21 protein-coding genes and 1 pseudogene are annotated in these 25,461 nt (G+C 58.3%); 8 read left to right on the forward strand and 14 right to left on the reverse strand.

The window, feature by feature from the left end:
• The first annotated feature begins 26 nt into the window (after window positions 1-26).
• A complete protein-coding gene (locus tag BBX50_RS21840) occupies window positions 27-866 on the forward strand; it encodes a hypothetical protein (RefSeq protein ID WP_065777414.1) in 840 nt (279 codons plus the stop codon).
• Between the two features lie 144 nt (window positions 867-1,010).
• Here BBX50_RS21840 and BBX50_RS21845 read toward each other — a convergent pair whose 3' ends face one another.
• Together BBX50_RS21845 and BBX50_RS21850 are read right to left on the reverse strand one after the other, a co-directional pair.
• Window positions 1,011-1,775, reverse strand: coding sequence for a competence protein CoiA family protein (locus tag BBX50_RS21845; protein WP_065777415.1), 765 nt, complete (start codon window positions 1,773-1,775; stop codon window positions 1,011-1,013).
• Window positions 1,776-2,062: 287 nt separating this feature from the next.
• Window positions 2,063-2,850, reverse strand: a pseudogene (locus BBX50_RS21850) (glutaredoxin).
• Window positions 2,851-2,904: 54 nt separating this feature from the next.
• On the opposite strand from BBX50_RS21850, the gene BBX50_RS21855 reads away from it, so the two are divergent.
• Together BBX50_RS21855 and BBX50_RS21860 are read left to right on the forward strand one after the other, a co-directional pair.
• Window positions 2,905-3,309 (forward strand): MerR family transcriptional regulator, encoded by a 405-nt coding sequence (locus BBX50_RS21855; protein ID WP_201723508.1) that lies wholly within the window; start codon window positions 2,905-2,907, stop codon window positions 3,307-3,309.
• 63 nt (window positions 3,310-3,372) lie between these two features.
• Window positions 3,373-4,113, forward strand: coding sequence for a hypothetical protein (locus tag BBX50_RS21860; RefSeq protein ID WP_065777417.1), 741 nt, complete (start codon window positions 3,373-3,375; stop codon window positions 4,111-4,113).
• An 82-nt stretch (window positions 4,114-4,195) separates the two neighbouring features.
• Here BBX50_RS21860 and BBX50_RS30310 read toward each other — a convergent pair whose 3' ends face one another.
• Both BBX50_RS30310 and BBX50_RS21870 read right to left on the reverse strand, forming a co-directional pair.
• A complete protein-coding gene (locus BBX50_RS30310; protein WP_065777418.1) occupies window positions 4,196-5,356 on the reverse strand; it encodes a hypothetical protein in 1,161 nt (386 codons plus the stop codon).
• Between the two features lie 98 nt (window positions 5,357-5,454).
• Window positions 5,455-6,222 (reverse strand): metallophosphoesterase, encoded by a 768-nt coding sequence (locus tag BBX50_RS21870; RefSeq protein ID WP_065777419.1) that lies wholly within the window; start codon window positions 6,220-6,222, stop codon window positions 5,455-5,457.
• A 161-nt stretch (window positions 6,223-6,383) separates the two neighbouring features.
• Here BBX50_RS21870 and BBX50_RS30315 point away from each other — a divergent pair, with 161 nt between their 5' ends.
• On the forward strand, window positions 6,384-6,557 hold the full coding sequence (locus BBX50_RS30315) for a hypothetical protein (RefSeq protein WP_161952202.1): 174 nt from the start codon (window positions 6,384-6,386) through the stop codon (window positions 6,555-6,557).
• Window positions 6,558-6,620: 63 nt separating this feature from the next.
• Here BBX50_RS30315 and BBX50_RS21880 read toward each other — a convergent pair whose 3' ends face one another.
• The 4 genes from BBX50_RS21880 to BBX50_RS21895 all read right to left on the reverse strand — a co-directional run bounded on the left by BBX50_RS21880 (window position 6,621) and on the right by BBX50_RS21895 (window position 11,273).
• Window positions 6,621-8,552 carry an AAA family ATPase gene (locus BBX50_RS21880; protein WP_244513091.1) on the reverse strand — a complete coding sequence of 644 codons (1,932 nt, stop codon included), beginning with the start codon at window positions 8,550-8,552 and terminating at the stop codon, window positions 6,621-6,623.
• Between the two features lie 44 nt (window positions 8,553-8,596).
• On the reverse strand, window positions 8,597-9,208 hold the full coding sequence (locus BBX50_RS21885; protein WP_065777421.1) for a hypothetical protein: 612 nt from the start codon (window positions 9,206-9,208) through the stop codon (window positions 8,597-8,599).
• A 213-nt stretch (window positions 9,209-9,421) separates the two neighbouring features.
• Entirely contained in the window at window positions 9,422-10,027 is a 606-nt protein-coding gene (locus BBX50_RS21890) for a hypothetical protein (protein WP_065777422.1), read from the reverse strand.
• Window positions 10,028-10,214: 187 nt separating this feature from the next.
• Window positions 10,215-11,273, reverse strand: a complete 1,059-nt coding sequence (locus BBX50_RS21895; protein WP_065788371.1) for a hypothetical protein — start codon at window positions 11,271-11,273, stop codon at window positions 10,215-10,217.
• A 144-nt stretch (window positions 11,274-11,417) separates the two neighbouring features.
• Here BBX50_RS21895 and BBX50_RS30320 point away from each other — a divergent pair, with 144 nt between their 5' ends.
• From BBX50_RS30320 to BBX50_RS21915, 4 genes are all read left to right on the forward strand, one after another.
• Window positions 11,418-12,932: a hypothetical protein gene (locus tag BBX50_RS30320; protein ID WP_065777424.1), complete on the forward strand. Its 1,515-nt coding sequence runs from the start codon at window positions 11,418-11,420 to the stop codon at window positions 12,930-12,932.
• Between the two features lie 114 nt (window positions 12,933-13,046).
• Window positions 13,047-13,991 carry a hypothetical protein gene (locus BBX50_RS21905; protein ID WP_065777425.1) on the forward strand — a complete coding sequence of 315 codons (945 nt, stop codon included), beginning with the start codon at window positions 13,047-13,049 and terminating at the stop codon, window positions 13,989-13,991.
• Window positions 13,975-14,223, forward strand: a complete 249-nt coding sequence (locus tag BBX50_RS21910; RefSeq protein ID WP_017274226.1) for an ABC-three component system middle component 6 — start codon at window positions 13,975-13,977, stop codon at window positions 14,221-14,223. The genes BBX50_RS21905 and BBX50_RS21910 overlap by 17 nt, the downstream gene beginning before the upstream one ends.
• The gene (locus BBX50_RS21915; protein ID WP_065777426.1) at window positions 14,220-15,986 is read left to right on the forward strand and encodes an ABC-three component system protein; all 1,767 of its coding nucleotides are present in this window, start codon (window positions 14,220-14,222) and stop codon (window positions 15,984-15,986) included. Before BBX50_RS21910 ends, BBX50_RS21915 begins: the two co-directional genes overlap by 4 nt.
• Before the next feature lie 49 nt (window positions 15,987-16,035).
• Here BBX50_RS21915 and BBX50_RS21920 read toward each other — a convergent pair whose 3' ends face one another.
• The 6 genes from BBX50_RS21920 to BBX50_RS30325 form a co-directional block, all read right to left on the reverse strand.
• The gene (locus BBX50_RS21920; RefSeq protein WP_161490842.1) at window positions 16,036-17,163 is read right to left on the reverse strand and encodes an ATP-binding protein; all 1,128 of its coding nucleotides are present in this window, start codon (window positions 17,161-17,163) and stop codon (window positions 16,036-16,038) included.
• A gap of 438 nt (window positions 17,164-17,601) precedes the next feature.
• A complete protein-coding gene (locus tag BBX50_RS21925; RefSeq protein WP_083213760.1) occupies window positions 17,602-19,830 on the reverse strand; it encodes a TniQ family protein in 2,229 nt (742 codons plus the stop codon).
• Window positions 19,739-20,731, reverse strand: coding sequence for a TniB family NTP-binding protein (locus BBX50_RS21930; RefSeq protein WP_083213761.1), 993 nt, complete (start codon window positions 20,729-20,731; stop codon window positions 19,739-19,741). Before BBX50_RS21930 ends, BBX50_RS21925 begins: the two co-directional genes overlap by 92 nt.
• Entirely contained in the window at window positions 20,728-23,118 is a 2,391-nt protein-coding gene (locus BBX50_RS21935) for a DDE-type integrase/transposase/recombinase (RefSeq protein ID WP_065777430.1), read from the reverse strand. Before BBX50_RS21935 ends, BBX50_RS21930 begins: the two co-directional genes overlap by 4 nt.
• On the reverse strand, window positions 23,118-23,906 hold the full coding sequence (locus tag BBX50_RS21940; RefSeq protein ID WP_065777431.1) for a hypothetical protein: 789 nt from the start codon (window positions 23,904-23,906) through the stop codon (window positions 23,118-23,120). Before BBX50_RS21940 ends, BBX50_RS21935 begins: the two co-directional genes overlap by 1 nt.
• Window positions 23,907-23,993: 87 nt before the next feature.
• Complete coding sequence (locus tag BBX50_RS30325) at window positions 23,994-24,158, reverse strand: hypothetical protein (protein ID WP_161490844.1); 165 nt, start codon at window positions 24,156-24,158, stop codon at window positions 23,994-23,996.
• Window positions 24,159-25,461: the final 1,303 nt, after the last annotated feature.

The following is a 25,461-nucleotide window of genomic DNA, read 5'->3' on the forward strand; positions in this document are numbered from 1 at the left end:
ACACTCGTTGGAGCTGGAGAATCGGCATGCCGACCCCAAAGGTTCGTCCTTCGTCCATCGACGGAATTAAGAGACTTGCAAAGCGGATAGCGTCCGAGAAGTCGTTGAAGCACACAGCTGCGCTTGATGAGGCAGCCCGCATCGCCGGCTACCAGACTTTTCTCCACGCCAAGCGCAGCCTTTCGCGTGCGAATGAGCCTGCGCCCCCGCCAAATGCAAGGACATCAGCAGCTATGAATTCTAGCGACTTTCACACTCGCGCCCGCTCCCTGTGGGTGGACACAATCAATCAGTTTGCATCCGACGGCGATGCGACAATTTCTTGGGACGACATCGACGATATTGTCCGTGTTATGTCTCCTTTTATGGGCTCAAACAAAAACCACGCCCATCTACCGACTGGTGGCGGTTTCGACTTCTTGTCTGTCAGAAAGAGTGTCGAACGCGGTTGCATCGAATTCCAGGTCTTCACCGGTTCCGCAATCATCGCTAAACCCCGTCGCCTGGTTCTGGAGCGGCTCTCTTCCGATCCGGCCCAGTCTTTCCTGATGCTGGAGCTTGGTGACTTGCCGCCTGCTGTCGCGCGTGATGAGGAAAGAACCGAGCGTGCTCGTGGCCGGCGGCAAGAAGAATTGCTCGATCTTGGAGGTGGCGACTACGTTGAACGCGGAAGTGTCTATGAAGAAGATATTCCGGACACCGCGCGCAACGTGGTGCGGCTTTTCAACGGCCAGGTGATGCTTGTTGCGAAAGGAAGCATCTGGAACGGCACGTCCGCGACCTACAGCGGTCTTCACGACACCGGAAGCCACTCGGAAATCAGGAAAGTTATCCAAGAGATTTCGGACAAATTGGCCGAAGCTTAGTTGATAGCCACGTAAACGGCATCGCCCTTCTCTCAAGTAAGGGCGATGCCGCAGCTATCGTTGTTCATGATCCCGGTCGTGCTGGGTTTCGGTCACGGCGTCACGTGATTTGTCACACAGGCGACGATCCAACGAGAACTGTGGTCAGAACCTCCACCGACGGCCATCATTCCTCGCGCGATATGCCTCGAAACCTGGCAATGCAAACCGACGAGACGGAGGTGGCGTGGGCTTGGCAAAACCACGTATGGGTGCGCCCGAGAGGAAGTGGTCGACGACACTCTGGCGGTGGACAGGCGTCGCGATGACCCGACCGCGGGGAATGTAGGTCAGCCACCAAAGTAATCCCGTGGAAGGCAGCCAAGGCGACAAAAAATCCGCATCACCAAAATCCAGGAACACGGGGTGACTGCCTCCTCTCCAACGCGCGATGATCGCCGAGGTCTGATCCGAGAGAAGCCATGCGCGTGCTTTCGTTTCGGCCGATGGAGCATAGTTCAGCGCCTCGTGGAATGACGGCAAATCGCGTTTAAGCCGATTGCCGTTCACGATCCACACCATGCGACCGTAGAACGCCTCGCGAGCCGCCCTCTCCTCGGGGGTGATAGCCGAGTACTGGAACTCAAGCACCGTGCCGCTCGCCGTTTTGACATCGGCTATGTGTATATCGCCGTTGGACGCGATATGCCTGATCTCCTGCCACTCCGCGGGAAACAGGTTCTTCCAGCCGCGATGCCATTCGGTTTCCGGCTCCCACCAATGGTCACAGGCGATGGTGCTCCTATGAGCCCAGTGGTGCAGTCGTTTGAGACCGCACTTGGGGATCATGGGCAAGGAGCATCCGGGGCAAGTTCCGCGAACGCCTGTCGTCGCCTCCAGACGGATTCCTTCTACGAGGGCATACTTCATTGTCATCTCCAAACAGCCATGAGCCGCGCCAGAAACGACGCTTGCTCGGTTCACAAGGAAAAATGGCGGGCGGCTTGGATACCGCTTGGAGGTTCTTCGGGCAGTTTCGGCTGCCTCATCTTCTTAGTCGTCCGGTCCGCCTGACGACTGGATCGAAGACTAGAGGCATGTTTCTGACAATGCAATGCCACCGCCAGCGAGGTTGATGGGCGGCAGCGGGACATCCTACCGATCGGTACTGCTTCCTCGTGTGGAGTAGCACCGATCGGTGTTGAGCGCTGGGAGACTTACATGGCGTGCCCGACAGTGATGCCGAGCGAAGCTGCCGCCATCCAGATGGCCATGGCAATCATCATCAGGTTTTCCGTGAGCGAGATGAAGCCGAGCGGAACGTTGCTAGACCCGCCGACACAAGCGCACTTCAGCTCCCTCTTGTCGATGTAGACTGCCTTGAAGACGGATGCGGCTCCGACCGTGCCGATGAAGAGCGCAACCGGAACCGACAGCCAGTTCAGTGCTCCCGCGATCATCAGAGCTCCGGCCAGGCCCTCGGCATAGGGGTAGATGTAGCTGTACGGAACCCAGCGCTTCGCCAGCAAGTATAGTTCAGGAACATGGTTGCGAAGCCTTCGACGTTCTGGAGCTTCAGCAGGGCAAGGACGACCATCGAGAAGGCGATGAACCATTCAGCCGCACGCAGTGTGAACGGGCTGCCGTCAACCGCGTAGCTGGCGGCCGTTGCCATCAGGGCGGTCAAAGCGAAGAGGACGACGACGGGGCGATAGCTCGTGGCCTTGGGGTCCGCGATGGGCTTGCCGAGGAACCTGCGAAGCTCGTCGTATCCTCCGACCCTTTGTTCGCCGATGAACACTTGCGGTGTCGTCGCCACTCCGTGCTGTGCCTTGAAGGCGTCTGTCTCCTCGCGGGTCGTCAGGTGTCGGTCCTCGACTTCATAGCCCGACCGCTTCAGCAAGTCCTTTGCCTTCAGGCCATAGGGGCACGTATGCTCGCCCATCACCATCCGATAGAGTACCGCCTTCTTTGACAGATATTCCCGGTTCGGCTTGTCCAACATTTCACGTCTCCTTCAATCTTGTGAAACCGTTGGTAAGACCATACGTTCCGTACCATGGTACGGAGTCAAGAGCCCATGCAGATGACAATTGGAAAACTTGCAGCTGCCGGAAATGTCGGCGTAGAGACGATCCGCTACTATCAGCGGCGGGGGTTGCTGGACACGCCCCGACGGTCCGAGGGTGTGCGCCGCTACGGTGACGAGGACGTGCGCCGGCTGTTGTTTATCAGGCAGGCGCAGACGGCTGGTTTCACGCTTGAGGAGATCAAGGAGCTTCTCGATCTGGATACCGGACAAGACAGGGAGAGAGCGCGAAACCTCGCGAAGAGTCGCATCGACGCCCTGGACACCAGGATCGCCGAACTCCAGCGCGCGCGAGCAGCATTGCAACGCCTCGTCGGGGAATGCGCCACGGGCAAGTCAGGTCCTTGTCCGATCCTGGCGTCCTTCGATTTGTAAACGCCATCGCGATGAGCAGAATGGGCGGGATCATGACAATGCTGTTTGAAAGGGAACTACTACGTGATTGATGACGGCTTGGAGGCGCTGAGGGCGGAGATTGGACTCAGAGAAATAGCCTCGCTGGTGGAGCGGACGGCCAGGTGGGTTGCCCCGGAGACATTCCGATATTTGCCAGTGTGGTACCCGGAGCATGCGAGACGGAAGCTGTTCTACAATGCGAACTGGTCTGAGCCGCGCATAAACACCAATCGGGCCAGCAAGGTCCAGGTTCACAAGTTCGAAGGGAACATCAACGCGAATGAGGCGCTGACTAGAGCGCTCGGTCTTCGCAAGAAGAACCGGCCGAATTGGTCGTGCTGCCATCTATGGGGCGTCGACGATGCCAAATATCAGAAGACAAACGACGTGGTCGCGGATCACCGCTTTTACTCTTGCATCGCCAACATGGTCCTTTTGCCAACTCCGCTGAAGGCATTTACCGATACTATGCCCGAGGTTAAAGCAATGCTGCGACTTTGTGCGCGCAACCTTTACGGCTGGCAGTGCGATCACGAGACTCTGGAAGCCACCAATAAGGACCTTGATGCGTGGAGCGACTGGTCAGCGTGGCCCGATAGCTGGCCGCGGCAGGGCGAGCAGAAGCGCCCGCTTGGCACCATATCATTTTCAGAAGAAATCAAGGCAGACGCAGATCGAAGGCTGGCAGCGATCCGTCGCGACCTGGTCGAAGCGGGACAATATTATCCACGTGGGGACGTCCGTATCGCGCTCAATTATTGGCGGATTGCGGAGACGGGGTAACCACAACATCAAAGCAAGACGATCGCGTCATGTGCAGTGGCCTGCCGAATAACGATGTCCTGCATGTTTCCCCTCGATTGACCTACTGGTTGACGAAGTAAAATCCGTCTATCCGCTTCTCCCTCACATCGCGAAACGGGTTGTTCGACGCCAAAAGGGCATCGAACTCGGGATCGCGTTCCCAGGGTTCGGCAATCAAGCACCAGTCCAGATGCAGGAACTCACCATCCTTCGAAACGAGGGCCCCGATACCCCGGCTGGCCTCGCTCATGTACTTTGCGGCTGCAGTCAGGCTCTGGAGACCCGTGCTCCTTGCCAGTTCCCCTTCAGGTCCTGTCGTCGGTCTCCCAGGAGGGAAAGGCGAAAACATGAAACTGCAATCCGTGGCCGGGAAATAGAACCTGTAGGGTTGTTCGAACCGCCCGCCCTTGGCGGCTTCGATCGACAAGTCCAGCCTTTGCTTGGCAGCTCTCCACGCCGACCTCGGAAGCTTCGCGAACTCAAGCAGGATGCGGGAGTAGTCGCCGCTGTTGTCAGGCTTTTGAATGTGATCGACGAGACGGTTCATAATCGGAGAAAGGTCGGACTGCTCGGCGTCGTCCACCAAGCGATCTAGCGCTTTGTGTGATGATGGCGACGGAAGCTCTTCATCGGAAAGGTAAGCTGCCAAGACATCAGCCTCAACAACCGCCACCTTCGCCTCGGTGAGCGCGAGAAGCGCCTTTTGGCGGTATTCAAGGTAGCGGCGGATTTCCTCGGGAACCGCAAGCGTCTCGACGACCAAGCTGTAGTCGTTCCGCTCGAAGACGTGGATGAAGCCCGCTGTTTCGCTGACGTGATAGCGGACAGACCTGCATTCCTCAGGCAACGATGGGCCTGCGGCGTAGAGGACGATCTTCTCAAGGTGCCGGATGTCAGCCCCGCGAATCTCATAGCGACGGCCTCGTCCGTTGGTGATCGAGATGCTTTCCTGTTCCCGAAGAAAGCCGATCGAATCCTTGATCTGGCTAATCGCCTTCCCGCGGACCTTGTTCTTGAACCAGCGTCGTTCGACCTCCGGGTCGTCGGACGACTGCTCGCGCTCCTTCATCTGGATGACGAATGCAGTTTCTCCGAGCCAGACAACATTGTCGGCCAACTCCCTTTCGTCGCCAGGTCGCGGCGAAAATTGGTTCTGGGAGAACGTGAACTCCTTCCAGAAGGTGGAGCCGTTCAGTTGCGCCGTGAATTCCTCGAGGGTCATGAAGTGCCGTATTCTGGAGATAGGGTCCCCTGCATATAGGTTCGTCGAACACGCAGCTCAACTCTGCCGCGAGGTAACTCGGGCGGTATCACTATGACCTAGATTTCGATGACGAGTTGCGGATCGAAGCCTGTCCTCTCTCCTGGATAGCCGCGCGGATTGGCCAGCACTTTCGTCTTCCCGGCACGGTAATCGACCCTCTTGTGGACATGACCATGCACCCACAGCGCAGGCTGCCCCTCGACGAGCAGGTCCTCCAGATCGGAGGCGTAGCAGGCAGATAGCGGATCACCCTGGAACTCGGGTGGAATTGATCTGGGCGACGGAGCGTGATGGCTTAGGGCGACAGTCTTCCGCGCCGAGGACTCCGCCAGCGCGGATTTGAGGAATGCTCTGGACTCGTGGTGTTTTCGATAGGCGTGGATCGGCGCGAACTTTCTGTAGGGAAGTTTGGAAAGCTTGATCTTTTTGTAGTCATTCATACCGCTCTGGGCGGCGGCCATAGCCAACTCGGGATCGCCGCCATTGAGGCGGAAGTCGGTCCACAGGGTTGCCCCGACAAACCTGACGTCTCCGATATCCACCGTCTCGTTTTCGACAAAATGGATGTTTGGGTAGCGATCACGCAGCAACCGCGCATCGCGAACGCTCTCCTGCAGGGCGGCTCGATAGTATTCATGGTTCCCTGCGACGAAAACCACGGGCATCGAGGAAGGGATGTTGGTCGCCAACCATTCGATGCTCGGGACAATACCGCGCGTCAAAAGGTCCCCAGCGCAGACCAGGACGTCGGCGTCAGGAGGCGGCAGCTGAATGAACGGTTGGCCGAATTCCAAATGCAAATCGGAGACGATCCAGAGTTTCATGTTGGGCACCTTCCTGAACTCCAAGGGTCATCTTTCTGACCCCGATACAACGATTGAACACCTGAAGCCGATCGGATTTGCTTCGACGAACAGGCTTTCTGTCTTGCCGGATAGGCGCGCGGAGCCCAAGGTGCTCCTAATCCAAATTAGAGGAGGCATCGATGGCGCGGCAGTCACGCCGTAAACCAAAGTCCGCAAAGGAAACCTCGCTCGGCTCTGCTTTGGACGAGATCGGCTTCAAGCCGCTCGGCCGTCGGGTCAAAATCAAGGCTGGCATCAATCAGACGCAACTCCGTAAGCCCTTAGCCGATAACGCCTCTGGAGAGCGGCGCTAGCAGGTTGCAGGCAATTCATGAGCGGCTCCGCCCCTCTCTCGAGCAAGGAGCGGAGCCTGACCGCTAGCCGTCACGTCCTGACGGATGCGGATTCGTTTTCCCCGACGTCACGGCGACGAGCGCCCGAACGTCGTCGCCGATGACGTGGCCCTTCTCGACCAGTGCTTGGGTAAGTTGATCGAGTTCCTCGCGACGCTCCGAAAGAAGCACCTTCGCTCGGTCTAACTGGGCCTTTAGCCTTGCATCGACGAGACTGCGCAGGTCCGGGTCCTGATCACGGAGATATTCGAGAGGGCGACTCCCCGTGCCAAGTTCGACAGACAGCACCTCGCCAAACCCGAAGTGACGCTCAAGCCTCGTTGCGATATCGCTTGCCAAAACGAGGTCCGACGACGGAGCACCGCCTGCCCCGTCTGCATGGCAGCCGTAGACCAACGTCTCGGCCGCGATGCCGCCCAAGAGCATAGCGATCCTGTCGTCGTAGTAGCTTGCCGTCTTCACCCGGCCGACCTCGGGTTCGAAGACGGTCATGCCAACCGACTGAGCGCCAACCCCGATGGCCGCATCCCGATCGATGTGAACGTGCCTGAGCGTGTCGCATGCAAGGAGGACCGCCACGATGGCGTGACCAGCTTCATGGACCGCCGTGTGGCGCAGCTCGCTCTCGCTCAGGACATAGCGCTTGGGCATCACCTCGAAGAGGAGGTCTTCCGACAAGACAACCTTCCGACGCCTCGAAAGCCGTCTGACGTCGCGAGCAAGCTTCTCGATGTCAGCGCCAGACCACCCCCTGGTCGCTGGAACGAAACGGGCGAGATCACCGCCGAACGCCTGATCGCGCAGATGATGTCGGAGGATTGCGATTCTGGCGTCCCCATCAGGCAACGGGATTTCGATCAGCGTCTCAAGCCTTCCCGGTCGAAGCAGGGCGCGGTCAATGACAGACGGGTTGTTGGTGGCACCAACGACGACGACGCCTTCCCGCCCGTCGGCAGGATCGAGACATTCGAGCATCCCATTGATTACCTGACGTCGATAATCCCTTGCATGGTCGTCGTCCCCTTCCCTGTCCCCGAAGCTATCGAACTCGTCCACGAAGAGAAGGCAGGGCGACTGCTTCGCGGCTTGCGCGAAGGCGGCGCGCATAGCCTTGAGGTAGTCGCCCAGATGGCCGGCCGCCTGCCAGCGCGCGGCGGAGGCGATCACGAGATCGACCTCACACGAGTTCGCCAGCGCCTGGGCATAAGTCGTCTTCCCGCAACCGGGAGGCCCGTGCAAGAGCGCACCGCGATCAACGTCTTCCCATGCGATCTCCCCTGCCTTCCACGCGCGCAGGTCATCGGCAAGCTGAAGGCCCCAGGTTTTCGCTGCACCATAGCCGGCCATTTCCTCAAGGCGCGGTCCCTTAGGCTTCACTGGCGCGGGCGCGGGCTTCGCGGCCTCGACGAGCGACTTCTTCAGTTGGCGGACCGCGCTCAGTAACGGCCTCGTACCACGGACGCTTGCCGCGATGGCGTCAAAGGAGAACTCCGTCAGCAACTCCGCGATTTCCGGCGTCATCCCTCGCACTTTGGCGACCCGAGATGCCGCCATGTAGTGGTCGGCGGATGGTAGGGCAATTTCGGCGATGACATCGGCGGCCGCCTTGAGTTCCGAGGGAATGTTTTCCATTCGCTCCGCCACGAGGACGATCTGCCGACCGTAGCGAAAACGGTCGTAGATTGCCCGGGCATCGGTTGGTCCGTCGGGAAGTGTCATGACGATAGCGATCTCATTGCAGTCCTCGTCCACAGGAACGGGGTCACGGATTAGCGACGAGGCGGCGCGTCGATAGTAGTCGCTCGTTCCTTCAGCGACCTGCAGGATCGCGATGAAGGCGGTGTTCTGGCGTCGCAGGAAGGGTCTGAGGGTACGCCGAACTGCGCAACGGGCTGCTGCGACGGCAAGGCTCGGCGGGGATGGGCGTCTGAACAGCGTGTAGGAACTGGAAGACATTTGCTGGCTCTTTCGTGATCTGGACATCGGGCGGGGACTTCCGTTCACCGCGCTATGCGCCTGACCACCGTCTCCGGTCCTAACGGCGCATCGTCCAGGTCGACTTCGAGGTAGCGATTGAGGATCATGGCAGCGAGGCCAGCGACGGGCCTCGTTTCCTGGAATGCGTTCAGGCATTCGGCGATGGGCATCGATCCGTGTTCGTCGAGAGCGCCCAGCAGACGCAGGCGATCGCCAAGCGGAACCGTGTAGTTCCCGTAGCGCAGGAGGTCCTTGGCGTTCTTGAGGCGGAAGCCGCCATGAACGTCTTCGCGCGACAGGCGGCGGTATTCCGCACCCCGAAGTCGGGCAGCGTCTTCGTAGCTGGCGACATCACGCGGAAGTTCGCGATCATGGGCGTCCAGGAGGATCACCCGGCCATCATCATGGACGACCTCGAAATCGACGGAATGCGAGAGGTCTCCAAACGCGGTCGACATGCACCGCCACGAGACGACCGACGGATCGACGTCGAGCAGGCACCCGACGTCTCGAGCCGCCTGTGAACGAAAGACCTTGCCCCCGTCGCAGCGAACGGTCGCCGAAGGATAGAAAACGCGGATCGATGTGGAATTGACGGCCGTGTGAATTGACGCCGACTGAATGCCCGTACCCATGACAACCTCATACGCAAACATGGTTGTTCGCCGTCGCGGTCATCGCGACGGGAGATCAACGTATTCGTATGAGCCGGCTCGTTGTGATCATGGACAGAACAAATAAAGAACATTTTCCGGTAGTCAACCGGGCCCTTGGAAAAAATCGTGCTCCTGCAGTGATTTAGGCGATCTTCTCTAGTCCAGTAGCATGAACCAATCGCGGGGGATGCTCTATTCGTGCAGGCCCCAGTTGCGATCGGCATCGTTTCGGCGATTGAAGGCCGCCGGAGGTTTGCCAGTTCCAGAGCTGCGCCGCTCGCCATCGGAGCCAATCCAGTGGAACGAGACCTCATAGTCGGTGTTCTCGCCGCTGTTTGTTTGGTATCCGTGGACGGATTTTGTGACGGCGATGCCAGCGAGCGTAAGGGTTGCCTCGCCCTTTCCGGCATGTTTCCAGAAGATGCGGTCGAGCAATCGGTTATCTAGTAAGTCACGCTCTTCGACCAAGGAGACGTCATTCACGCAAGCCTGCTTGCGTCTGCGTTCAGCTATCTTCGCCCTAAGGACATCAGCGTTTTCAAGATACTGATCGGCCAGCGGAGTCTCCCGCACTACTTCGCCACGGTTCATTGGTAACGCACCCGCGCGATATGCCTTCAGGATGGCGGAGGCTGCATCTGGCCCGACCACGTCCACCATATCGAAAATGCTGTCACTTCTCGGGAAGATGTCCCAACGCTCGTCTTTCGAAAGCAAATCGCCATTTACGATCAGTGCGCGCGCTTTGCGGGGCTTGACCCCAGGCAGGTAAGAAATGAAATCCGTCAATGAAAGCAAAGCGTCCTCCGTTGGTGGTTGCCAACGATATGTAGACTCTTGGTCCGCCTCATCCAAGTCGAGTGGGGGGTCCACTTCAAGAACCCTGGTTTCCGGGCTGGCCTCTCGCCATTACCGCAAAACGACCATCGCCAAGCATTTAGAGCGGGGCGGTTACGAGGAAGCAGCTCAGCCTCCGAGGCCCCTTCTATCTGGCATGTCTCGTTAGGATCGCTTGGTATTCCCGGTACGTCGAAGACGCGCCGTCGGTTCTCTTATCAAGAGCCGCAGTCTCGCCAGTACGGATCAGTTCATATCCCCATTCCGACATGAGCAGTTGTTCCTCGTCTTCGGCCAACAAGATGCCTTCATCCAGGAGTTCTTTCACCAGCCTGTCAAACATGTGCGTTTTAATCGCCGGATTGGGTCGAAACAGCTTCCAAATCTCGATCGGCGTAGGTGCGCCCGGATACTCGAGGGCCTCCAGAAAATAGGCCATATCCTCTGCGCATGCGCCACCTTCAAGCCGTTCTGGCCGTCCGATCCCGTTGACTCTATGATCGATGACAAAGGCGGCAACGTGAGAGTCCAGTTCCCACACGGTGATAGCCCCGTCCGTTCGAGGTATCGGCCGATGTTCGCTTAGGGCCAGATATGTCGAGTATGTCGATGATCCTCCATCCTGCCTGTGTTCGGGTTTTGCGGTCGCTCCCGTTAACAGCAGTTCGATCCCCCATTCAGTGATAACGAGACCGTCCGCCGTGGTCCCGTCGGAAAACTCCAGGGCGGTTTCTTCGAACAATCCGAGCTTCAGCAAGGGGCCGATCGCTTTCGTCGAATGAGACCGGTCCGACTTTGAACCGCACTCGAGCCAACGGTCCCGCCGCTTACGACCAGGAACGCCCGATCCTGGTTCACGCGCTAAGGCATAGTTTTCGAGTTTAGGTGGCGCGGCGCTCGATTTGGAGCCTACTCGGTATCCTCGGAAATCCTCGAAGACCTCTCTCGAAAGCGCGGGCACGTCGATATCGTGCATCCTTGCCACGACGGGCGCTGTATCGACGTCTGTCATAGTGGCTTCGCCAGCATGTGCCACCCCAGCACTGAACGCCATTTCCAGCAGTCGGGCGATAGCACCTGGCCTGTCGGTCAGGTCACGTTCCCATTTTGTATAGCTTTTGCCCGCTTCACGGAACACAGCCTTCCGCGTCTTGGGATCGCGCATTTCAAACGGCAGAAGCTGTATGCTGTCGAACAAATACTTCATGGCGACCCCTTGGAGACCTGTCGAGCGAATCGAGCGAATCACACGATAACCGGGAGTTGCAAGCTGACGAAGTGACATTCTCGATGGTCTAGGGCTTCCGGAGATAATGGAACCGGGCTAGCCTCTCGCCACCCACAGCGATTCATGGCCAAGATGGCAACGAAGACCACCATTGCCGACCTGTTTCCAGACGACGAGGGCATGATCCTCGTCGCCGCTCATGCCGTAGACGGATCGCTTCGACACATCACCGAAGTCGCTAACGGCGCAGCCTGCGGATGCATCTGTTTCGGATGCAAGAGGCCGATGATCGCAAAGAACGGCGGCGACCCGACTCGAATGGCGTATCACTTCGCCCATCGCCCTGAAGACATGGTCTACGACTGCACTACGGCGGGCGAAACCGCTCTCCACATCCGCGCCAAGGAGATCATCGAGAAACACCGTCGAGTGACCCTGCCGACGACGACCACACCAGGCCTCGACGGAAAGCCGGTGGACGTCACACCCGAACGGTCCATAGAACTCACCGATGTCCTCCTCGAGACGGCGACAGGAGAACTGATCCCCGACGTCACCGCGACAATGCCAGACGGACGCCGGCTCTTCATCGAGATCGCGAACACGCACCCCTGCCCGCAATCGAAAATCGAAAAGTTGGGCATCATGGGCGTGGAGGTCCTCGAGATCGAGGTGGCGGGATACCGGACCACCCCGCTCGATGAACTCGACGACATCATTTTAGACCTTGCGCCGCGTCGGCTGATCCATTGTTCCGAGAGAACGGCTAAGGCGGCCGAGATCGAAGAACAGCGTCGCCGGATCGAGGAAACGGAACGCCTGGAGGCGGAGCGACTGATCGCCGTGTACAGAGAGCCACCGACCGCTACACATCGGAGGGCTGCGGAGCTGGTCGAGGAGATGTCCCTGTGGGGCCTCGAAGAATTCATGGACACGGACGACACCCAGCCGTCAGCATTCATCGTTCCCCGCTGCCAATGGCAGGCCGCCGTGTTCTACAGGTTCATGGACACCCAATATCCCGCCACCGTGTCGCCGATCGACATGGTTGACAGGTTCATGGAGCGGGAGTGGGAAAAACCGGACCTCGCATTCATGAAGACCGAGACATCGCGGAAGATCGCCGCCTTGGCTGAGGACTTCAAGTCTGCCTACGAGGAGGTCCTGGCCTACATGCGGCGGCTTGAAAAGGCGGAGGTCGTCTACCAGAAACCTGGGAAGACCTTCTACATGACTTATGACTTCAAGAAGAAGATCAAGACCACCCTCGAAGCGCTTGAGGCGGCCGAAGCCAACCGGGACGCCATCAGAGAGGTATACGAGGACATCGAGAAACTGCTGAAGCCCGGAGGCGGTGGTATGCCGGACTTCGAAGGATGGCTACAGCAACAGGCCGACCGCCGTCACCTCGCCGTTCAGGGATTTCTGGCTGACGATGACCTCGCCTATGAGGTTGAGGAAAACCTCAAGGAGATAAAGCGGGTCATAGAAGAGCGCGCGGACGGCTTATGGGACGAACTGCCCGACGACCTGATGGGCCTTCCGATGGGCGACCTCGTCAACAGCCTCATGCAGGCATGGGAAGAGGCGCGGGAGAGCGAGGGAGACAGCTGGCGGGCGAAGATAGAAGGCAGGTAGACCAGCCTTGCGATAGAAATGCATGTCCTGGTTGTTTCAGCGGAATTTTAAGGAAACAATACGATATAGATTCTGTCGGCCTCTCAGGCTGCGTTGCGAGAGATACATACCTTCATGGCCCGGCCCGAAAACTGGAGTAAACTCCTCGAACTCCACCTCCGTCAGAACCACGGCACAGCTTTTCAAGCGTTCGTAAACAAGGTCTTCGGACGTATCCACGGAGACAATTTCGTTCCGATCCGCGCCGACGGCCCTAAGGGCGACAAAGGTCTGGATGGATTCTTAGCTCCCGGCGGTACGGTGTACCAATGCTACGGGGCGGAAAACGGCAAGAGCAACAAGTCGTCGAACGTATGCAAAAAGATGGTCGCCGACTACCAGAAGGCCCGGAAATCCCGCATCGATTTGCGAGCATGGAAGTTCACGCACAACATGGTCGACGGGCTGACCGCGGACATGGCAATAACGCTCGACGAACTGACCAAGCAAGGGGAAATCGACGGTGTCGAGGTGGGGCATTTCGGCCTTGAGGGGTTTCGTTCGCTGCTACGGAACATGACCGATGAGGATTGTCAGGACATTATCGGCTTCATGGAATCGTCCGACGTTGACAAGTCGAAGCTTCCGACCGCTCTGGACCTGGTTATCGAAGACCTCATCAAGTCTTTCGGCGCATCCATCGACAAGTCTGATGGCCGATGGCTCGTTCCCGCCGACAAGCTAGCTTACAACGATATCCCAGCAGCTTGGCGGATACGGATGCGCCAATATTATGCCTTTTCGCCCGAGGTGAACGACAGCATGGCGACTGTGGACAGTGACACGGTCGTGGCCGGGATTCGACATCTGTATCAAGACTTTCGTCGGCAGGGCCTGGGTCCCAGCGATATCCTTCACGAAATGCACGCCGCGATCATGGGCAGGATTACGAAGGAAAACGCGGAGTATCGCGAACCGGCGGCAATGGCTGTCCTTGCGACAATGTTTGAAGTCTGCGTGATCTTCGAGGAGAATCCCGTATCAAAGTCTACGGTGCCGATCCATGATCCTGCCCACTAAATTTCTGCCGGCCGAACGGTCGCTTATCGTCATAGGAGGAGAGATTCTCGTCCTTCTCGGCGACGGCCCTCGCTCGGTCAGCGAGTTGTGGGAGCGTATCCGGGGCGACAAATCCCGAAAATACCCCGTCGGCTACGACTGGTTCACCCTCGCGCTAACCCTGCTTTACATGATCGACGCCGTTGACATGAAGTCGGGCCTGATCGTTCTGACGCATGGAGCATCGGCATGATATTGGAGATCGGCAGCTCCATCGAAACGTTTAAGACGTTGACCTTCCACAGGGGTCTTAACATCCTGTTGGCCGAGCGGAACGAAACCTCGCAGGAGACCGACACCCGCAACGGCGCGGGCAAGTCCAGCGTCATACAGATCGTCCATTTCCTGCTCGGGGGTGACAAGACCGCTGACATGTTCCTCCGGTTTCCGGAAATCGCGGGCGCGTCGTTCTGGGGCGAATTCGAGTTCTCCGGTATCCGCGTCCGCGTAAGGCGCGACGTCTCCAACAGCGGCGTTGTCTACCCTGACTTTCCATCAGGGATTCCCGACAGCCTCATGGCTACGACAGACATACTCGGTCTGGTCAAGGTGCAGAACGACGACTGGAAGGCGTGGCTCGGTCATGTCGCGTTCGGCCTGCCGCTAGAGCGGAAAAAGCCTCCCTTCAACACGCCGCACGCCCCGACATTCCGCTCGCTGATGGGTTACTTCGCACGCCGCCGGGAAAATGGTGGTTTCCAGTCGGCCACACAGTTTCAAAAGAAGCAGTCGGAAAGCGCACAAAGGATCGCGTTGTCGTACCTTTTCGGCCTCGACTGGACGCTCGCGATCGATTTCGAGGTCCTGCGCGAGGATCGGCTGAGGCAGAAGGCAGAGGACAAACGTCTAAAGGCAAGGCTCGATGCCAAAACGAACACCATCTCCCGCATCTTCAGCGCGATGACGGCGGCAGAGGCGGAGGCGGACGCAATCCGCAAGGATGTGGCGAACTTCCAGGTCGAACAGCACTTCGACGAGTTGGTCGGCGAAGCCGATGCTGAAAAGGCCAAGCTCGAAAAGCTCGCGCGCGAAGCCGCACGTTTGACGACATCCCTCAGGCACCTCAAGGAAAGCCTCGAGCAGGAGATACCCGCCGATGCTGACGCGGTAGGCAGGGTCTACAGCGAAGCGGGTATCAATCTGCCTGGATCGGTCAGCAAGCGTTTCGATGACGTCCGGATTTTTCATGAGTCTGTTCTCGCGAACCGAAGGGTTCATCTCGGAGAAGAGCTGACTTCCGTCGAAACCCGCCTCGGGGAAGTTGATGTCGAGAAAAGCAGCGCCGCGAACCGCAGGTCGGCGATCCTGAAGCAACTCGAGGGAAAAGGGGCCTTCAGCGATCTGGCCGCGATGCAGCAGAGGCTCGCGAACAAGGAGGAGGCCTTCGCGCGCTTGCGTGCACAGTTCGAAGACGCCCAGTCGTTACAGACCCAGAAAACGAAGTCCAAGACGGTGGAGAACTCGCTCCTGCTCCGTTTGCAGAACGACTTGGCCGCTCGGTCCGACACGATCAGCGAAGCTGTCATGGCCGTGCATGAAGCCCGGACGGCGCTCTATGCGGATCGCTGGGGTGCCTTCGAGATCAACGCCTTGCCGTCGGGGCCTGAATTCAAGGTCGAAATCGAAAGCGGAAACAGCGGCGGGATCGCCAACATGGAGATTTTCTGCTTCGACTACGCGCTCTACAAGGTCGTTTCCAAGAGGCTTGGCGGGCTGGGATTCTTGATCCACGACAGCCATCTGTTCGATCCCGTGGACAGTCGACAAAAGGCGACGGCGCTGGAACTGGGAGCGTTGCTCACCGCCGAGGTCGGCGGTCAGTACATCGCGCTCCTGAACTCCGACGAATTCGAACGGCTCGAATTCTCGGAAGATTTCGATGTGCGTAGTCACGTATTACCCGTGGTCCTCGAAGACACACCCGAGGGTGGCCTTTTCGGCTTCCGCTTCGGTTGAACAGGCTCCAGCGCCTGAGTTTGAAGGACTGATGAGAGTCTAACGGTTCTCACTCGGCCGGCTCTGCGGCAATAACCTCCATCGGCGCGACGGCGTCCGCATCGACGGCGTCCGCCAGGCTGTCTTCGTACGCCTTGATAGAACTCTTTGCTCCAAAAGACCTGAGGGCCTTTAAAGGCTCCTCCCTCATGAGGCGCTGGATTTCAGCAATCCCTTCCCGAGTGACGTACCGCCGCTTCACCTTGGGGTCATACTCGTGGAATGGCATGTCGAGGAGACCGAACGTCTCCAGCAGCGGCTTAACTGCCGAAGCTGGGAGGCGGCAGCCTTCCCCAAATAGCTCCTGCGCAACGGGCTGAAGCAAAGGCGCGACTTCGCTTGGAAGATTTCGGTCGGCGGCCTCGAGAGGAGCATGCACGACTTCCCCGAGAGACACTTTCCCGACGACCAAGTAAGCTGGAGAGCCATCATCCTCAACTTCCGTAAAACGGCCTTGGTCGATGAAGTTCATCGAGCGAGCGGTTTCCTTCGATACGTAGAGGTTTGTTGCCTTTGCAGGATCGCCAAACGACGTCGCATCCACGACCCCGACCTTCTCGTAGCCGACGCGTTCAACTGCCTTCAGGGTCTCCATAATGATCTTCAGACGGCGTTCCTCGCGCTCATCTAGGAGAGCCCGAAGTTCGTTGTATTTTATGGCTGCGGTTTGGGCCACGTATCGATAGTAGATCGTACCCTCTCGTATGGCCTCTTCGTCTCGCGGATTTTGTCCGTTGGCATCCCAGGTCCTCTTCGCCCGACTCTTCTGACAAATCACCGGGCGATTGATGTTCGTTTCGACACCTATCGCAAACAGCGTCATCCCGCCGAACAGATATGTCCTCGTTTCAAACGGTATCTCCGGAGAAAAATCCTGACGCAGGACCGTTGTGATGTCAGCATCGTCTGGCAAGCCGCCTGGATCGGTACCGACAAGCATTCTCGGTCGATCCGCGACCCCAAATACGATAACGCCACCCCCGGTGTTCGAGAATGCGGCGAGTGTTCGTTCGTAGGCTGCCATCTGATGTCGGTCGAACGACCGCTTGAACTCGAGCCGACGGCTTTCCCGGCTGTTGACACGCAAAGTGCCTTGGTCGAATTCGATTAAGGCATTCAAATTTTCAGGAAGTGTCATACAGGCCCCCACGTCCACCATATCTTAGACAGTCGACTGAGTGGATTGCAACTTGGCGATGAGGCAGTCACAGGCTACGCATGGAGAACTCGCACCGCCAATCGCAGGCAGAACTCTCTTAGCCGGACCTTGAAAAGGCGCGTGCCTCTCTTTTCATGGCTCCATAATGAGAGCCGCTTAACGAGCCGACAGCCTACGTCGCACGACGCTTCCGCCACCATTCCCTCGTCTTCGCTTTTGGCGCGCCGTAGCCGCCTTCACGATTTCATCGAAGACATCAAGCATTTCCTTCACATTTTTGGCCACACATCGGTAGACGTTGCGGAAAGAAGAGATACGGGCAGACCTTGGCCGCCTCCGGAACGATGATTTTCCAGAACCTGTCTGCTCTGGCGCTTTCCGTAATCGTCGGATCGTTCTGAATGCTGGCCACCTATTTTAGCCGTCGCCAACTTCACGCCTTCCACGCTTTCCTGTCCTTTCCAAAACCTTGGCTCGTGCCTCCTTGGCGCGCATCTCGATCAGTCCGAGAAATGTGATGATCTGGGCATCTGTAGAATCGAGCGTCAGACGAAATGGTTCGCGCGGCCCGCCGCTAGGAACGATAAGCGCGTCCAATTCACTGGCATCCACATCAAAACGGAGTAGCACCGAAAGACGAGAGCAGCTTTCCCAGACCCGCTGTCCTTGGGCGGGCAGCATGTCCGGTAGATAGAGTGTCGGACGACCGAGCCTGGTCAAGCGAACAATACGTTTCCAGAATGCGACGAACCGTTCATCCGTAATCCTGGTTGGATCGTCGGAAAGTCCGAAGACTTTGAGAACGTCCCGCCGTCTGACGACCGTTTCCATTCGGTGACGCCCTCGGTAGCCCGCCAACACGGGTTCGACATTCATCCCGCTAAGTCGTCGCAGAATCATGGTCGGGTGCAGGGAAAGGCCGCTCTCGAAGTCGGCCACCTTGGAGTGCTTCTTTCCAAACGCGGTCACAGCTGACTTCTTCAGCCAGACCTCTGCGCCCCTCCGGGTCACCTGGCCCAACGCGCCCTTTTCCACCAGACCCAAGATGGTGTTGTTGCTGAGGTTCAACGCCGCGACTGCCTCCCGAACGTTCATGAATTCGGCGCGTTCGGGAGGCAAGGACTTGACGAGCTTCTCCGCCTCGATCCTGAGGCCGCCGAAACCGCAGCCACCGACGCCCTTGTTGGTGATGGCTCGCCGGCCGTTTAGGACTTCCAGCGCCAAGGCACCGACCGTCATCCTCTTGCGGGTGCAATATGCGGCAAACGAAATGCCGCGATCGCGATCGCCCTGCGCTTCGATCGCCTGGATGGCAGCCAGAATGCCGTCCACCCTCGCCCTGTCGAACCGGGCTCCGTTGCGCTTTCCACGACTGAGGCCGACAAATACCTTGAGATATCCGGCCCGGCGCAGGCTCCGGAGCGCGTCAGTATGGATACCAAGCCGCTCCGCTGTCTCGGACGGCGTCATCAAGGAGTCCGAGAAAACCCTGATCCTGTCTGCGGCATCCGTTGGAATACCGGACTTGACCCGCGCCCGGTTCAGAACACCAAGTTCTTCGGCAAGGCATAGCACACCCCGTTCGGACATATTCAATTCGACGGCCAGCGCTCTGATCGAAGTGTGCTTCACGTCGAAATCGTCTTCGCGCGTGGGGCGGGTAACCCCTTCCCCTTCGAGGGAGCGAGCTTGTTGGCAAATTGCCCGGCTCATTGCCTGCATTTGCTTGTCCTTGAGAAAGGAATGGCTTTTCTGAAGCCAGCCAAAGACATTCTCAAGGCCAGGTACGTTCGGATCGATCCTGGAGTTTTTGCGAAGCCAACTGCGCAGATTGTCTGTCAGGGTTGCCCTGCTGTCGGAAGCTCTGAATCCGATATCAATATCGTCGATCCTCGTATCCGGAACGCTTTTCACATAACCGTTGGCGAGGAATTTGCCGTACATCTCGCAGAAACGAATGACATCGCGGATTTCGTATTGGTCGAACAGCGCGTGCGAAATGGGACTATCGAACCCCATACGCCCGATCATATACCGTGCGAAAGTGCGTTCCGAATACGCGGGTGCGTCGAAACGGGTCATCACATACCCGTTCCTCGACGTTTCAAAATCCGTCCAGGTCCAGGATACCACCCCGCCACCGGCATCTCTCGATTCGAGCGGCAGGCCGTGATACGGGCAGCGCCTAACGCAAACGACTTCCCACCATACGCGATGGTAGGCCTTCTCAGCGAGGCAAGCAGGACACCAGCGCCGCGGATTGGTCGAGACCTGGTTCTTTTTCAGAGTCTGCCCGCCAATCTCGACGCAGTCGCCGACAATACGCGGCGTCGCATGACGCAAGTGGGATTTCCATCCTTTAGGCAGCGGGTGCTGGTCGAGAATGTTAAGGGACCTGTCGTGTCGGACTCCATTGTCGGCAACCTCGTTCCAGACATTGAAGGTCGCCAAACTAGGAATCCCCTGCTCCCTGACCAGCCTCAGGAGAAAGCCATGCGCAGGCTCACCGCGCCCCGGTGGGATATCCCACCGGGCGAACATCATGAAACTCGGATCACGCAACTTTTGGCACCTCCGCATCGTCGACGCCGACGTGGTTGAAGGGAATGTATCGTTTCGCGTTGGAGGCTGCTTTTGTACCGTCATGCATGCGCTCGAGAGCTGCCGCACGCAGATGGCTTGCCATGATGCAGTTTCGCTTCTCGTTGATGGCCATGAAGGCGGCGTCGATCACGATATTCATGACGTTGCCGATCGAACCGCCGCTGACGTGAAGAAAATCCGCGACGTAGGCTTTTTGCGAAAGGTTGGATTTGCGGAGGAACGGCAGCCGTCTGTCCACGCCTTCAAGGAAAACTCGGAACTGTTCGCGGTCGTCGGGCAGGTCGGCGTCGAAATCGTAGGCCGTGTCGTGCGGGAAGCCGCCCCTGTTTTTGAGGTGGGGAATGGCTTCGATGGCATCGCGGATCGACGGAAGACCAGCCAGCAGGATGTTGCATTTCCTGGTATTCGCGATCGCGGTCAGAAGCGAGACGTACGAGGTCGTCTTGCGGACCTGGCCAAACAGCCGGTGGGCATCGTCGATGATGATGAGTTCCACCCCGAAGAGTCCAATGCGCCGCGCCGCCTGCGTGTTGACAGAAGCAGTCGAAAGCCTGGGAATTGAGGACGCCGCCGTCTCGAAGTAAATCTGGCGGCCAAATTCGAGCAGGTCCCAGTCGTCCCGGGCTTCAATGTAGAGGACCGGAACAGTGTACCCGTTCTCGCCAAGAACAGCCGGAAACTTCTGGGCGTACGACTGCAGGATCGTGGTCTTGCCTGCCCGCGACTCGCCGAGGAGACCGCCGACCCATCCGGGTCCGGCGACACCTCCGTCAACGTGCCTGTGGAACCTAGCGACCTTCCCACTGAGACGATTGAACTGTTTGGACGGCACAACGAGGTTGGTGACCATGGATTGTCTTTCGGCTGGTGGCAGCTCCGATGCCGCACGGCGCTGATCGTCCGTGAGAAACGTCGTACGATGGAACTCCGGAAACACTCTCATTCGTCGTCCTCCTGGTTTTCCTGCTCTCCAAGCAGGTGGTCGATGCTGTCGAGGTCTTCGTATGCGCCTGCCGTCAAAGGCAGGTTCTGGTTCGAGGTGCCGGGACCGTAATCCGCCTCCGGAACCTCGTAGTGGGGAACCATCCCGCGAAGCGCGTCGCCTGGAACAAGTCGGCCGTCTTCGTCCCTGATCAGGATGCTGTCCGGCGTGTCGTCAGGGTTGTATTGAGGATCGGACGGCTGCCGCGTCACCGGATTCGGTGCATACGGCTCGGCGTAGTTGTATTCCTCGGCACTGGCGGCCTCGCTCTCGACGACGTCCACGACCTCGCTGTGCGAAATCTTGCGGCTCACAGAGCGGAAGAAGCTCGCAAATTTCTCGGCGGTGCCGTGTTTCTTTCGGTGCTCATAGATCGTCTTGAGATTCCCGAGGTGCTTTCCGAGTGCGGCTTCGAGTTCGGAGAGGTTCGTCACCGGACGTTTTTCGTTCTTCCGGAACTCGGCCATCGCGAGCCGATGTTGCGAGAGCCGGAGGCCCATTGCATATCGGCGATCATCGCCGTGAGCCTCGACGATGATCGTCCTGCCGAGTTCAGGTACCACCACGCTAAGCCGCCCGATGTCGGAGGCGCGCCGCCACGCCTTGTACCGGGTGACTGTCGTGCGGGGTTTCCGGCCGTCGCCGCTTTTGTCGGGCGGCGTGGCTTGCGGGTTCGTGGCCAGTACGGCCAGGCTAGCGTCGTAATAAGTTACCTTCTCGAGGACAATTTTGCCTTGATTGATCGCAACCCAGTGACAGTCGCCTGATGCATGTGCGAAGTTCTCCGGGCTGATCGGCCTGCGTTGGCGGGCGTCCTTAATACCGTTCTCCCAGAGCTTGGCGGGAACTTCCTTGAGGGTCCGCAAGACGCCCAAGCCCGCATGGGAAGTGTGGTTATATTCGTGGGCGAACGCCACGATGTAGGAGTCCAGCTCGTCCATCGTCAGCTTGGGAACAGCGGCCTCCTGCTCGGGATCGACTTCCTTGCGCCGCGTGGGATTGGATTGCGTCGATCCGGGAAGGTTGTGGAACAGCGCGTCGTTGGTGGTGCGGATGAACCGCTCCATCGCTCCCTTCGTGTTCGGCTCTCCGGGCCGCAGTTCGCGGAGGATGATGCCCAGCTGATGGCAGACCTGGTGCATGTCGTCGGATACCAGATGGGGATCGCAATCGACGACGAGTACGGTTGGCACGCCATACATCGGCCAAGACAGCCCAGGGTACTGGCGCATGTCTTTCGGATAGATCGCGTGGGTCAGCCCCAGGAGAAACGCTTCCATGTTCGGCTTTCCAAAGAACACGGCGTAGCCGAGGATCGCGCCACTCATTCGGTCCCGGAACCACGCGATCCACGGGCGGCCGTAGATGAACCCGTATCGGCTGTCGAAAACGATGGCATCGACCTGGGTGTAGTCCATTTCGACAATGTCCAGCGGCGCGGAGGGCAGTGTCTGCGGAATTTTGACGCCGTGAATTCTCAGGGCGGCTTCGGGCCCCTTCCGCAGAAGATCGCGGGTGAAGTGGTCGACGCCACGCATCCGCCGCTGAATTGTGCGGTCGGAAGGATGGATCAGGTTGTCGGCATCGTCGGTTGCCTCTCTCCTAACGTCCGCGTTTTCAGGAAGGAGCAGGAGGTTGGCGAAATGCTCTTTCGCCTTTTTCCACGTTCCCTTCGGCTGTTTCCAGGCGTATTCGACCGCTACGCGGAGCACCCATTCAAACCGGTCGGAATACTTGCGGATACGGTTCCCGCTCGACTTCGCCGGGACGAGCGCAGCCAGGCGGTCGAAGGGCGCTTCCAGATAGCGTTCGACATCACCTTGTACCTGCCTGTAGTCGGGGGTCCTGCAGCCGATTTTCGCGGCCAGTCTCCCAGCCGATCGCTGGATGACACTCTTCGAGGGCACGTCGAGAACCCAGTCGTTTTCCTCCAACGCGGCCATCACGAAGGCGAGCTTCCGCTTTGCCACGTCCTCGTCCTCTGGCTCAAGTGCGGTAACGCTCTCGACAGTCTTACCCTTGCGCAACAGCTCCTGCGGGATGAAGCGCCCTTGTTGCTCGAGCAGGGAAATCTGCTCGTTCGACAGATGGGTGAGGTTGTTGCTGACGACGTTCTGGACCGTGAATCGGCCACCGAGACCCTCGTGCTCGTCGAAACTCACCACCTGGAACGGTGCGATTTTCGTCTTCAGCTCGCTGAGGATGGAAAACCGAAAGCCCGAAACGAAATCGTACCCTTGGACGGCACACTGCCCGCCCGTATCACGGGGGATGCCGAGTTCCGAAGCGGACAACGCGATCGGTAGATTCTCACGCTTGAGAAAGTCCGAGTGTCGCTGGATGGACATTATGCGGCTCCTTTCAGTTGGCTGATGATGTTTGAGAATGCCGGCCTGAGGCCGACGACGGTGTTGTCGGAGAACGGTCGACTAAGGTCGAGGCGGATGCGACCGCGCACATGGAGCTGCATGAGCGCACTGAAACTGCGGTCGACGTCGTCGAGACGGATGTCGTGTCCATCCGTCCGCCAGACTGGACTCGGGAGGTCGGCCCGCCTACGAACTTCTCCGATCGTCGACCGGGCACCACCCAGCTCATCGATCACGCGACGGACGGCCATCAGGGCTTTCAGATCATCTGCCCAGATATGTCGCCAGAGCGTCTGGATGTTGCCCCATTGGGGATTGATGTGAAGACCGAGTTCCGTATGGATCGCGTAAGGGACGCCCCAGTTCTCCCAGCATGCTTGTCGCACCGCTTCTGTCTTCCGAGCAATTCCAGGTCGCTCCCGTTCGATGTTGCGCGGCAGGACATCCATGTAGACGACCGCGCCGTCCACCATCATGATCCCGATCTCGGGGTGATGGTATTTACGTCCGACGACCCCGTATCTGTCCCGGACAACACATTCGACTTTGACTGGGAATGGCGAGATGCGAAGCACGCGCGGATCGGTCTCGAGCCTCATCATCAAGTCGGCAGAGAGGGGTTGTGAAACTCGGATGTAATCGCCGTTCACAGCCTTACGAGTAGGTACGCTGTGTGGAATGGTCTGGTGTTTCTTCCGACGCGGCACGTCGTAGGTGGGTGCATGATTGGGCGCGAAGCCGGGGATCGCTTTGAATGCACTGGACATTGGCTATCCTTTCTTTGGGTATAGCTCCGCCGGACGGCCGCACGAGTGCGTCGTCGGCAGCAGGGCGGAGCTGTTTGAGGCTTGGGCCTAGATTTCGATCAGGCCGTCATCAAAGCGACGGCTGTAGGGAAACACCTGCTCCACCTCGAATTCGGCCATCAGTTCAGCGACCGACGAGGCCGGCACCCCGAGATCAACGAGGTCCGAGAGGCTGATCGACTGTGCGTTAAGAAGGTTTTCGCGAGTGAACATGGCATAGCTCTCCTGCCCGACACGGTAGCGGTCGGCGCGATAGGGTTGGATCGGTGATGGCTGGGATCAGCGTCCTATTCGGACCGCTTGTCGCTGGCTGGATCGCTGCATGGGTGACATCTCAGATGGCGAAATTTGAACGAAAGGTAAGCGTCGGCGTTCTCCGCGAGGGAGTCATATCCGAGCTATTCGTTGCGTCGCCTGTCTCATTGCCCACCCATTTTCAACCGAAGGAACGCTGTGCGTTGCCTTATTCCCGGAGTGAGAGTTCGTGAACAAATAGAGAACTTTTATGGAAAGTCAAATGATTTCCGGATTCTATGCGGAAATCGGCCCAAAGTGGCACCAGCGCAGACGCGCTTAACTATTTGGCAGCTTTTATGCGAGCATACTCATGGCGTCCCTCTCTAGTAGGGGCATGGTGGTCCCAGGTCGGTTTTTTGGCTTGCTTGGAACGCTGTCACCTCGTTGAAGCTCGGGAACAGCCAGACTCCACCTTGAATACGGGCCGCTTTTGCAGAGCGGCCCTTTTCGTTTGCCTTACACCGACCTCGGAACTCCGCTGCCGTTTCGATGGGGGAAGCTTGGCCGCGGTTCCTTAATGACCGGTAAATGAAATGCCTCGCGACGACACGCCCAACTCGTCATTGTGGGGCGGCGGCAGAAGAGAGAAGCATGTGCGCTTTGATCGGTGAAATCTGCACCGAGCGAAAATTAGAAAATTCCGGTTTCCATGATACCTGTCCAAAATCGGCCATAAGAGGCCGCTGCCGATGCGTCGTTGTCTGCGATCATCTCTGAGGCGAATGAGGCTTTGACTGCGTCACACTAGAAGTTGGGCAAATCACCGCCCTTCCCCTCGAGTTCAGCATTTTTCCTGGTGACATTTTGGCCGCCGTGAACGCGCTGAAAAACGAAGACGTCAGATGAATTGCGTTTAAACACCACGGCTGGATCGTCTGCTGTCTGCGCAGGTTGTGGAGTCATCATTTATAGGTGCCGATCCTGACGGCTAGCGGATAGCTTTCGCTTCTCGACTTGTCGTCCACTCCGCATCGAGCTTGCTCGGAGTCTTTAGGAGGCGCATCAGGAACACTTGGTGTCTTGATTATGACGCGCCCCCTTCATCGATCCGTTGCCACGGCCTTGTCGCGATACAATGGGATGTCAGTTTGAGGCCTCGATAACGGTGTCTTCAATTACATGGTCCGTGGTCACTGACGCGCTCCGGCGAAAAGAATGAAAATGCCAAGAGCGACATTATATCGAGTTCTTGAATTAATTTCCGGTCGATCCTCCCAGT

Source organism: Ensifer sp. LC11, from assembly GCF_001695835.1.
GTDB lineage: Bacteria > Pseudomonadota > Alphaproteobacteria > Rhizobiales > Rhizobiaceae > Ensifer.

Excerpts from the sequence above, each read along its gene's own strand:
- BBX50_RS21885 (WP_065777421.1), bottom strand. The coding sequence starts at position 9,208 with ATGGGTACGGGCATTCAGTCGGCGTCAATTCACACGGCCGTCAATTCC.
- BBX50_RS21905 (WP_065777425.1), top strand. The coding sequence starts at position 13,047 with ATGGCCCGGCCCGAAAACTGGAGTAAACTCCTCGAACTCCACCTCCGT.
- BBX50_RS21935 (WP_065777430.1), bottom strand. The coding sequence starts at position 23,118 with ATGTCCATCCAGCGACACTCGGACTTTCTCAAGCGTGAGAATCTACCG.
- BBX50_RS21895 (WP_065788371.1), bottom strand. The coding sequence starts at position 11,273 with ATGAAGTATTTGTTCGACAGCATACAGCTTCTGCCGTTTGAAATGCGC.
- BBX50_RS21915 (WP_065777426.1), top strand. The coding sequence starts at position 14,220 with ATGATATTGGAGATCGGCAGCTCCATCGAAACGTTTAAGACGTTGACC.
- BBX50_RS21840 (WP_065777414.1), top strand. The coding sequence starts at position 27 with ATGCCGACCCCAAAGGTTCGTCCTTCGTCCATCGACGGAATTAAGAGA.
- BBX50_RS21920 (WP_161490842.1), bottom strand. The coding sequence starts at position 17,163 with ATGACACTTCCTGAAAATTTGAATGCCTTAATCGAATTCGACCAAGGC.
- BBX50_RS30320 (WP_065777424.1), top strand. The coding sequence starts at position 11,418 with ATGGCCAAGATGGCAACGAAGACCACCATTGCCGACCTGTTTCCAGAC.
- BBX50_RS21940 (WP_065777431.1), bottom strand. The coding sequence starts at position 23,906 with ATGTCCAGTGCATTCAAAGCGATCCCCGGCTTCGCGCCCAATCATGCA.
- BBX50_RS21910 (WP_017274226.1), top strand. The coding sequence starts at position 13,975 with ATGATCCTGCCCACTAAATTTCTGCCGGCCGAACGGTCGCTTATCGTC.
- BBX50_RS21845 (WP_065777415.1), bottom strand. The coding sequence starts at position 1,775 with ATGAAGTATGCCCTCGTAGAAGGAATCCGTCTGGAGGCGACGACAGGC.
- BBX50_RS30315 (WP_161952202.1), top strand. The coding sequence starts at position 6,384 with ATGGCGCGGCAGTCACGCCGTAAACCAAAGTCCGCAAAGGAAACCTCG.
- BBX50_RS21930 (WP_083213761.1), bottom strand. The coding sequence starts at position 20,731 with ATGAGAGTGTTTCCGGAGTTCCATCGTACGACGTTTCTCACGGACGAT.
- BBX50_RS21870 (WP_065777419.1), bottom strand. The coding sequence starts at position 6,222 with ATGAAACTCTGGATCGTCTCCGATTTGCATTTGGAATTCGGCCAACCG.
- BBX50_RS30325 (WP_161490844.1), bottom strand. The coding sequence starts at position 24,158 with ATGTTCACTCGCGAAAACCTTCTTAACGCACAGTCGATCAGCCTCTCG.
- BBX50_RS21855 (WP_201723508.1), top strand. The coding sequence starts at position 2,905 with ATGGTACGGAGTCAAGAGCCCATGCAGATGACAATTGGAAAACTTGCA.
- BBX50_RS21925 (WP_083213760.1), bottom strand. The coding sequence starts at position 19,830 with ATGACGGTACAAAAGCAGCCTCCAACGCGAAACGATACATTCCCTTCA.
- BBX50_RS30310 (WP_065777418.1), bottom strand. The coding sequence starts at position 5,356 with ATGACCCTCGAGGAATTCACGGCGCAACTGAACGGCTCCACCTTCTGG.
- BBX50_RS21880 (WP_244513091.1), bottom strand. The coding sequence starts at position 8,552 with ATGTCTTCCAGTTCCTACACGCTGTTCAGACGCCCATCCCCGCCGAGC.